Origin of the sequence: Saccharopolyspora soli (assembly GCF_022678645.1) — a bacterium.
In the GTDB taxonomy this organism is placed as follows: Bacteria; Actinomycetota; Actinomycetes; order Mycobacteriales; family Pseudonocardiaceae; genus Saccharopolyspora; species Saccharopolyspora soli.
Genome location: NZ_JALBWV010000129.1, coordinates 1 through 9,422, shown reverse-complemented (window position 1 = coordinate 9,422; position 9,422 = coordinate 1). Strand labels below are relative to the sequence as shown.

At 68.0% G+C, this 9,422-nt stretch carries 9 protein-coding genes; 2 read left to right on the top strand and 7 right to left on the bottom strand.

Annotated features, from left to right (window positions below; all coding sequences use genetic code 11):
* Positions 1-203, top strand: a 203-nt coding sequence (locus tag MOQ72_RS43240; protein ID WP_242191874.1) for a hypothetical protein, incomplete at its 5' end; no start/stop codon positions are given.
* Between the two features lie 233 nt (positions 204-436).
* A complete protein-coding gene (locus MOQ72_RS43235) occupies positions 437-625 on the top strand; it encodes a hypothetical protein (protein ID WP_242191873.1) in 189 nt (62 codons plus the stop codon).
* Between the two features lie 214 nt (positions 626-839).
* Here MOQ72_RS43235 and MOQ72_RS43230 read toward each other — a convergent pair whose 3' ends face one another.
* The 7 genes from MOQ72_RS43230 to MOQ72_RS43200 form a co-directional block, all read right to left on the bottom strand.
* Entirely contained in the window at positions 840-1,481 is a 642-nt protein-coding gene (locus MOQ72_RS43230) for a hypothetical protein (RefSeq protein ID WP_242191872.1), read from the bottom strand.
* A gap of 218 nt (positions 1,482-1,699) precedes the next feature.
* Positions 1,700-2,695, bottom strand: a complete 996-nt coding sequence (locus tag MOQ72_RS43225; RefSeq protein WP_242191871.1) for an ABC transporter permease — start codon at positions 2,693-2,695, stop codon at positions 1,700-1,702.
* A gap of 5 nt (positions 2,696-2,700) precedes the next feature.
* Entirely contained in the window at positions 2,701-3,594 is an 894-nt protein-coding gene (locus MOQ72_RS43220; protein ID WP_242191870.1) for an ABC transporter permease, read from the bottom strand.
* On the bottom strand, positions 3,594-5,546 hold the full coding sequence (locus tag MOQ72_RS43215; RefSeq protein WP_242191869.1) for a dipeptide ABC transporter ATP-binding protein: 1,953 nt from the start codon (positions 5,544-5,546) through the stop codon (positions 3,594-3,596). Before MOQ72_RS43215 ends, MOQ72_RS43220 begins: the two co-directional genes overlap by 1 nt.
* Positions 5,539-6,948, bottom strand: a complete 1,410-nt coding sequence (locus tag MOQ72_RS43210; protein ID WP_242191868.1) for an MDR family MFS transporter — start codon at positions 6,946-6,948, stop codon at positions 5,539-5,541. Before MOQ72_RS43210 ends, MOQ72_RS43215 begins: the two co-directional genes overlap by 8 nt.
* Positions 6,949-7,002: 54 nt before the next feature.
* Positions 7,003-8,583, bottom strand: coding sequence for an ABC transporter substrate-binding protein (locus MOQ72_RS43205; protein ID WP_242191867.1), 1,581 nt, complete (start codon positions 8,581-8,583; stop codon positions 7,003-7,005).
* Positions 8,584-8,648: 65 nt separating this feature from the next.
* The coding region (locus tag MOQ72_RS43200) for an agmatinase family protein (RefSeq protein WP_242191866.1) at positions 8,649-9,422 on the bottom strand (774 nt) is incomplete at its 5' end.

Genomic DNA, 9,422 nt, shown 5'->3' with positions numbered 1-9,422 from the left:
GCGCCAGCGAAGATCCTCAAACCTGGTCCGTTTTGGCCACCGGGCCAACTCTGCTGACAACTGTTCACAAAGCACTGCGCGTGCTGATGGTACGCACGGAAGCTGACGGCGATGCTGAAGCGCGAGACCGCGGCGACAACGGCACTCGGCTACAGCGCGGGTCATTGCCCTCTTTCACGGCACGCGACCGTGGCTTCGCGTGAACCAGGGCGGCGGAATGTCGCGTGTGGACGACCGGCGTTCACGGCGATTGTGTTCGTGCTGACCCTGTCGGGTTCCAGAATTGGGCCGCGTTCGTGACCTGCGATGATCGACCTGTCACGAAGATCGGGGAATGATCGTGTCCCGTGTCGTTGCGACTGCTCTACCTGATCTCGATCCGGCTTGTGGGTTGGATGGTGTTTTTGGCCGTTCGTCGGCGGTCAAGGATATGGAGTTGCTGGTCCTGTGTCACGAGGTCGCGGTGCTGCGCAGAACGGCCTCGAAGCCGCGGCTGGACTGGGCGGATCGGGCGGTCTTTTCCGCGTTCATCCGGCTGTTGCCCAAGACGTTGCACGGGCATCGGCTGGTCACTGCGGGCACCGTCCTGCGCTGGCACCGCCGTGACCAGTCCTGGGAGGTCTGATCAACGAATACGAACCGGCGGCTTGAAACCGCAGATCAGCCCCACTGGCCGAGTTTTGGAACCTGACAACCCCGCTCAGTTGGAGCCAGCTGGCCGCGGTTGGTTCCGTGTGGCGGCGACGTAACCTCGTGTCGCATCACCGTGAAGTGCTTACCACCTGCGGCGATCCGACTTCGACAAGCCGAATCATCCCAGCCAGAAGGTCTGTTCGTGGTCACGTATCAAAACCCGGGTGCGCCAACGAATGCGTGTGGTGAGGGTTGCGGACGCCGAGTTCGCGGTAGCGGGTGCGCGTGCTCCATGGCCCGAGATCGGGAGCGTCGGTGAGGACGTCGTGCCATGGTTGCTCGTCTGGAGTTGTCGCCTCATCACGCGGCGGCAGTGGATACGTGGGCTGGTCGGCCCATAACCGAACCCATGATTGTTTGTCTCCCGTGGGATCCCGCTCGACGCGCCACGAGTTGGGGTTGAGCTTGTAGAGCATGTGTTCCAACAAGCGATAACGCCAGTCCCCGGCCTCCGGAACTTTGGAGGTGGTGGAGGTGATGGCCGTCCAAGCCAACAACGGCGTTACCAGGACGTTGAATAGCGCCGGTCGAAACGCGTCGGTGCGTCGTTGGACCCTGATGGAACCGACGCGAGGCAGTCCCGTCTCCCTGAGCGAACAGAAGCTCTGGGGACTGTCGGTGCACGTCAGTGTCTGGCTCGTACCGCGGTAGTGCGGCTCGCTGTAGAGCGTGACGCCAAGGTGGTTCCACCGTTCGAGCTGATAGAGCTGGTAGCGCACCGCGCCGGCGATGACGCCGCCGACTGAGGCGATGGCTGCGATCACGAGTCCGGTTCTGCGCTTGACCATGCGGCACCTCGCTGTGGACACGACGACCCCCCATCGTGTACCGCGACCGGCCAGCGATCTACTGCTTCGCAGGCACGCCCACCTCAGCGCCGGCATCCGCGGCTGGATGAATCACCCTCGCTGCGCGGGATTCGCACTGTGCCGTGCACGGTCATCGCAGTGCGAAACCCGTGGCTCGACGAGCTCGACACGACGACCACGCGTACGACAGCCCTCTTTCAGGAGACGGCGATGCGAGGGTCGGCCATGCTCTGCAGGATGTCAGCCGCGGTGTTGACTGTGATGTACAGGGCCCCGAGGACGAACGTGACACCGGCGACCGCGGGGAAGTCCGAGACGGGCAGGCTCGCCCCGAGATACGACCCGAGCCCGCCCCAGGAGAAGACGGACTCGATGAGAAGTACGCCGCCGAACATGAAGCCGAGCTGCAGCGCGCTCATCGACAACGCCGCGTTCACCGAGTTGCGCAGCACGTGCTTGAACAGGATGTTCCGCTCGTCCAGGCCCTTGGAAGTGGCCGTGCGGACGTAATCCGACCCGTAGGTGTCGATCAGGCTGGAGCGCAGCACCCGGCCGATGGACAGGGCGGGGCCGACAGCGAGGGCCAGGCCCGGCAGGAGCAGGTGTTGCAATGCCGAGCCGGTCAGGTCGAAGTTGCCGGTGATGATGCCGTCTAGTACCAGAAAGCCGGTGGGACCGCCGTCGGTGTCCGCCCGCCCGCGCGCCGGAAGCAGGTCGAGCATCTTGTAGAAGACCACCAAGCCGAGGATGCCGAGCAGGAACGTCGGCGCCGTCGACCCGACGAACAGCAGACCGCGGAACACCGACGAGCCCGGCCAGCGCAGCATGCTCGAGACCGCGAACAGGATGCCGAGGATCAGGGCCAGGACGAAAGCGAAGACGACCAGTTCCATGGTCGCCGGCAGGGACGCCAGGATGTCCTCCGCCACCGGTCGGTGGGTACGGAACGACGTCCCGAGGTCACCCGTGAACAGGCCGCCGACGAAGGACAGGTAGCGCTCGAGCGGGGGCCGGTTGAGGCCCATCCGTTCCCTGGCCGCCTCGACGGCCTGCGGCGGAGCGTTGCCGCCGATCGTGGCAGCGACCGGGTCCGCCCCGGACAGCTCCTGCAGGGTGAACAGGACAGCGGACAGGACCAGCAGCAGGCCGACGAGCGAGGCCAGCCGGATCCCGATGAACCGCAGTCGGAGCACTGGAATCACCTCCTGTTCGCGAGCCGGTTGCGCACCGCGTCCCCGGCGAGGTTCGAGATGAGGTTGAGCAGCATGACGACAGCGCCGGGGATCACGGGGACCCACCAGGCGTCGAGGATCTCCGCCATTTCGCGCGACGTGTCGGCGCCGAGCTCGGGCGCCGGGGCGGGCTGGCCCAGGCCGAGGAAGGACAGGCTGGCGAGCACCAGCACGACATTCCCGATGTCGAGGCTCGCCGTGATGATCGCCGTGGGAACGGCGCCGGGGAGCAGGTGTTTGCGCATGATGCGGAGCCATCCGACGCCTGCCATCCGGGCGGCCTCGACGTGCGGGCGGGCCACCAGGGCACGGATCTCGCCACGGATGATCCGGGCGTAGTAGGGCCACCACACGACAGAGACAGCAAGGAAGGTGTTGAACAGTCCGTTGCCCAGGGCGGCTGCGACCGCGACGGCAACGAGCATCGACGGCAGGGCGAGGAAGATGTCGGTGAGCCGCATGAGCAGGGTGTCGACCCAGCCGCCGAACATTCCCGCGACCAGGCCGACGATGGTGCCGATGACCAGGCCCGTCGCCGTGACCACAATGGACAGCAGCCAGCTTGTGCGTAGGCCCAGGAGGATGCGGGAGAGGGCGTCGCGCCCGATCGAGTCCGTTCCGAGCAGGTGCCCCTCGGATCCGGGCGGCAGCTTCATCATGCCGACGGGCTGGATCGGGTCGTCCGGAGCCAGCAGCGGGGCGGCCAGCGCGACGAGCGTCATCAGTACGAGCAGTCCGATGAGGAACCAGTCCAGCACGGCCCCGCGGTGGGTGCGGGAGCCGGCGCGACGGAGCTGGGTCACGCGCCAGCGCGGTCGGATCGCCGGACCGGTCAGCGGGGCGTTCGCCGTCTCGGCCATCAGAACTCTCCCTTCCGGACGCAGGCCACCTCGTGGCGGTCGTAGTCGCCGGATCGGCGGCCGTCCACGGCGACGAGCTGGGTGCCGATCACGGTCGTGCCGCACTCCGGGAGCGCCACCGGACAGCGCGGGTGGAAGGCGCAGCCGGTGGGTGGGTCGAGCGGGCTGGCCGGCTCGCCGGGGAGCGGGTCGATCTCCTTGCCGGGTTGCGGGACCGCGGCGATGAGGTTGTGGGTGTACGGGTGTTGCGGGAACGCGATGACGTCCTCGGCGTTGCCGAGCTCGACGATGCGGCCGAGGTACATCACCGCGATGCGGTCGCCGATGATCCGGGCGACTGCGAGGTCGTGCGTCACGAACATCACCGCGATGCCGAGGTCGCGGCGGAGCTGGTTGATCAGGTTGAGCACGTTCGCCGCCACGGAGACGTCCAGGGCGCTGGTCGGCTCGTCGCACAGCAGGATCTTGGGCGGGACGATCGTGGCGCGGGCGAGTGCGACGCGTTGCCGCTGGCCGCCGGAGAGCTCGCCGGGGCGAGCCGGCAGGACCGTCTCCGGGAGGCCGACTCGCCGCAGGATCGCGATCGCCTGCTCCTCCCTCCGCGCCCGCGGCGTGCGCGGAGGGAGCCGCTCGTGCAGCAGCTCGCGAATGGTCATCCATGGGGTGAGCGAGGATCCGGCATCCTGGAACACCATCTGCACGTCCGTCCCATTAGGACCGCGCAGCGACCCTTCGAAGTGCTTCTGCAGGCGCCCGGCGACGCGCAGCAGCGTGGACTTGCCCGAGCCGCTCTCACCGACGATCGCGATCGACTCGCCCGGCTGGACGTCGACGGTGACGCCCCGCAGGGCGGCCAGCTGTACCCGTTTGCCGTGCTGGTCGCGGACGCGGAACGTGCACGCCAGCTCGGCGACGGACAGCAGCGGCCTTCCCACCTCGACCGCCGGGACCGGGCCCAGTGGCGGGAGATCCGCGCGGGCGGAAGTCTCGGTGCCGATCGTCGCGGACTCGAAGCAAGCGGCCCGGTGTGGCGCCTCCCCGCCCCCGCCGACCTGGTCGAGCGTCGGGACGGCGGACCGGCAGTGGTCGGTGGCCAGCGAGCACCGCGGGGAGAACGCGCATCCGCCGTCGTCCCCGAGGAGGCTCGCGTCGGTCGGCAGCGCCCACAGCGGCCGCGAGCGGTCGGAGGTCAGAGATAGGCGGGAGCCGAGCAGCCCGAGGGTGTACGGGTGCTGCGGGGACTCCAAGACCTGCTGCGTGGGGCCGATTTCGACGATCCGGCCGCGGTACATCACGGCGACGCGATCGGCGATCTGCGCGGCGACACCGAGGTCGTGCGTGATCATGACGATGCTGCGGCCGTGCTCGTCGCGCATGGTCCGCAGCAGCCTGAGCACCTGCGCCTGGACCGTCACGTCGAGCGCTGTTGTGGGCTCGTCCGCGATGACCAGCTCGGGCTCGCCCGCGATGGCCATCGCGATCATGACGCGCTGGCGCAGGCCGCCGGAGAGCTCGTGCGGGTAGGAGCGATACCGGCGCTCGGGCTGCGGGATGCCCACCTCGCGCATTAGCCGGATCGCCTCGTCCTTCGAGCCGGCCTTCTCCGCGACCTGTTGACCGACGAGCATCGTCGGGTTGAGCGAGGTCATCGGGTCCTGGAAGACGACGCCCAGGCGGGTGCGCCGCGCCTCCCGGAGCTGCGCGGCCGTCGCCGTCGTGAGGTCGAGGCCGGCGATCTCGAGCCCACCGCCGACCTGCGGGCGCGAAGCGGCGGGGAGCAGGCCGAGCATCGCCAAGCTCATGACGCTCTTGCCGGATCCGGACTCGCCGACGACGCCGAGGACCTCGCCGCGACCGATCTCCAGGTCGATGCCGTGCAGGATCCGCGATCGCCGGCCGTTGCGCTCGAGGTCGACGGTCAGGTCGTGCAGGGACGCGACCGTTTCACGCAAAGGGTTCGTGCTTTGCGGCGACAATGCCCTGGCTGTCGGTGGTGCTGTGGTGTCCATGGCGACCGGCTCCTTCCTGGGATGCGTCTGTACCGGGTGATATGGCGGTATGCGTCCACGCGTCGCGCGACCGGCCGTCCAGGGTGTGCCGCCGCGCGGTCTGCGCAGCGGTGCGGACCTTGATGCGTGACTGGCGCTCGCGTGCTGTCAGGACCAGCAGCAGTGCGACGCCTAAGGCGGCGATCCCCGAGGAGATCCACAGGACGTGCGCGCCGAGGGTGTCTAGGACGAGGCCGCCGAGCACCGGCCCAATGACCATCGCGAGAGAGTGGTGCATTCCGTAGATGCCCTGATAGCGCCCGCGGCGGCGGTGTTCGGCGAGGTCGGCCGAAATCGACTGGGCCTGCGGGTGCGACCCCATTTCCCCCAAGGTCCAGATGAAGACTGTGACCAGGTACATCGCCAGCGTGCTAGCCGCAGCCTGCAGGCCGACTCCGACTGCGGTCAGGCAGATCGCCACAACGACGATGGCCTCGCGTGACCAGCGCGCGAGGAACCGCGCCGTGGGCAGCTGCAGGACGCACAGCAGCAGCCCGTTGAGGGTCAGCAGGTAGCCGTAGTATCGGCTGGGTATGCCCTGCTCCGTCATCACCAACGGGAGCGTCGTCGTCGACTGCACGTACACGAGGGAGTACAGGAGCATGACGACGGTGAAGGTCATGAACACCCGGTCGCGCAGTACCCCGAGGACGCCCCGGTGGCCGCGCGGCGTCTCGGACTCGTCGGCGGCGCCCAGCGCGAACGGCTCTGTCTTGCGGGCAGTCCGGGTCTCGGGGACCTTCAGCGCGACGATGCACGCCGAGACCAGGACGAGCGCGGCCTGCGCGTAGAACAACAGACCGAAGTCCATGTCGGCCATGAAGCCGGCGAGCATCGGGCCCACCCCGTAGCCGAGGTTGACCGCCCAATAGCTGTAGTTGAACGCGGTCCGGCGGTGCCGGGGCTCGACGAGGTCCCCGATCATGGTGACGATCGCGGGCTGGGACGCGCCGTTGAACAGGCCGTACACGGCCAGCAGCGCACTGATGAGGAGCCTGCCCTCGGCCAGTGGGATGATCACCAGCACGACGACCGAGAGCAGCTGGCTCCCGATCAGCGTGGTCTTGCGGCCGACGCGGTCGGCGACGATCCCGCCGGTCAGGGACGACGCCACCACGCCGGCGCCGTAGGCGGCCAGGACCAAGCCGGCCTGCCCTGCCGAGAGGCCGACCTCGGTCGTCAGGAAGATCGTCATGAACGGAACGACGAAACGCCCGACCCAGATGACGAGCTCGGCGAACCACAGCCACCAGAACGCAGCGGAGAGATCCCGCAACCGCGTGGGGCGGTGGGAGGTGGTGTCCATGGCAGGTCTCCTTGCCGGTGGCAGGGCACAGCACTCCCCACCACCGGCGGCTGGTTACCGGGCGATGGTCAGTCGGTTGAAGTCGAGCGTGTTCGGGGCGGCGATGCTGTGCGCCCCCTCGACGCCCTGGAGCCAGGGCTGCGCGACCATGAAGTCCTTCATCCAGGCCCAGATCGGGCTGCAGCCAAACCGGTACGCGGCGGCACCGGCTGCGGCGTAGGTCTCGGTGGACCCGGTCTTGAGCGCCTCGCCCAGCAGCGAGGTGATCTCGTCGTTGTAGCACTGGAGGAAGTTCAGGCCGCCGTTCTTGTCCCAGAAGACCTGGCCGTGCATGTACGGACTGTTCGAGTCGGGCCATGTCCCCGAAGCGACCATGACGTCCGGCGCCTGCTGCGGGTTCTTGGCGAACTCCCCGAACACCTCGGAGGTCTGGTGCGTGGTCACCGTGGCCTGCAGGCCGAGGGTCTGCAGCTGGGCGGCGATCAGGTTGGCGATCTGTTCGGAGTCGGTCGAGCCTGCGCTCACTCCGATCCGGATCGGGGTTCCCGCGGGCAGCGAGGACGCCCACGCCTTGAGCCCGTTGGGGTTGTACACGAGCGGACGGTGGTCGATCTCGGGCGGCAGCGCGCCCTTGGGGTAGTTGCCGCCGGCGGGCTCGGCGCTGTAGTTGACGACCTGCTTGATCAGCGTCTTCCAGTCGATGCCCTCGAACAGGGCCTTGCGCGCCTCCGGCGTGGCCATCACCTGGCGGTTCGGGTTCATGTAGAGGACGCCGAGCTGGAACGAGGGCATGGGGTAGGCCTTGAGCGCATTGCTCTCGGTGTATTCCTTCTGCGACGCGGAGGGGACCGTGGCGAGCAGCGCGTGCAGGTCGCCTTTTTCCAGCTCGAGCTGCATGGCGGAGATCTCGGTGTAGACCGGCAGGTCGATTGTGGTGAACACCGGGTCGATGTCGCCCCAGTAGTCCTTGAACGCCTGCATCTGGTAGCCCTCGCCGACCACGGCCTTGGTGAGGGTGTACGGGCCGGTGCCCGCGTCGTGCGTCGCCAGGTAGGTCTGCGCGAAGTCGTTGCCGGCCTGCTCGTTGAGCACCTTCGGGCTGAGCATGCGCGGGCCATACGGTGAGGCGAGGAAGTCGATGAAGGCGGAGTTCGGGTTTTTCAGGACGATCTTGACCGTGTAGGCGTCGATCTCCTCCACCGACGCGACGTCCTCGACCATGTACGCCGGGCCGCCGGCGACGTGGAGACGACGCTGGAAAGACGCCTCCACAGCCGACGAGTCGAACGGCGTACCGTCGTGGAACACGACGCCCGGACGAAGCTTGAAGGTCCACTCGGTGAAGGCGTCGTTGCTCTGCCAGGACTCGGCGAGCAGCGGCACGACCTTGGCCTCGTCGTGGTTGCCCGGCTCGTAGCGCACGAGACCCTCGTAGAGGTTGGTGGTCAGCGCCAGGCCGTTGCCGGAGTAGTAGACGTCCGGGTCCGGCGGCTGGCCGATGTCGTTGAGGACACCGAGCTTGAGCACCCCGTCGGTCGGCACCGGCGCGGCGTCGCCGCTCGGCCCGCCGCCACAGGCGGAAAGGAGCAGTACGCTGGCCGTCAGCGCCGCCGCAGCGCGCGTCGCCGGCCTCAACTTGAACAGATGCCGTCTCATGGTTCGTGGCCCTTTCATGGGATTGCGGCGGAGCTTGAGGGGTGTCATAGCGAGGGGGAAGGCTTGGTCCGGAAGACCTGGTTGCGGTCGTTGCCCTGCGAGTCCTTGCCCTTCCCCAGGGCGTACGGGTGCAGGTAGTCGCGCTCGGTGATTCCCTTGCGGCGCATGGCGATTCCAGTGAGGGCCTCCCGGATCGCGCGGTTGGCCAGCAGCGCGGTGATCTCGCCGCGGTCGTCGTAGGGCGGGGAAACCTCGACGACGTCCATGCCGACGATGCCCACCTCGGCGGCGAGGCGGCGCACGGCGGTGAGGACGTCAATGCTCGTCAGACCTCCGGGCTCGGGCGTACCCGTGCCCGGGGCGAACGCCGGGTCGGCGACGTCGATGTCCAGCGAGAGGTACAGGTGGTCGGCCTGGTCGAGCGCCTCATCGATCGCGCGCTCGAGGACCTTGTCGAACCCGTCGCGGTTGATCTCGGCCATGAAGTGCGTGCGCATGGACTGCTCGTCCATCCAGTCCAGCGTCTCCCGATCCGGCCAGTAACCGCGCAGGCCCACCTGCACGAAGTTCCTGCCTGGCACCGCACCGCTCTCGATGAGCTTGCGGATGGGCGTCCCGTGCGAGGCCAGCGAGCCCGGCATGTCGGTACCGGTGTCGGCGTGGGCGTCGAAGTGAACGATCCCGACCTTGCCGTGTCCATAGTGGTCGGCCACCGCGGTCGCGCACGGCCAGGTGATCGCGTGATCGCCCCCCATGACGATCGGGATCGCACCGGAATCCACAATCGTGCCAACGAATTTCCGGATCCCCTCGAACGT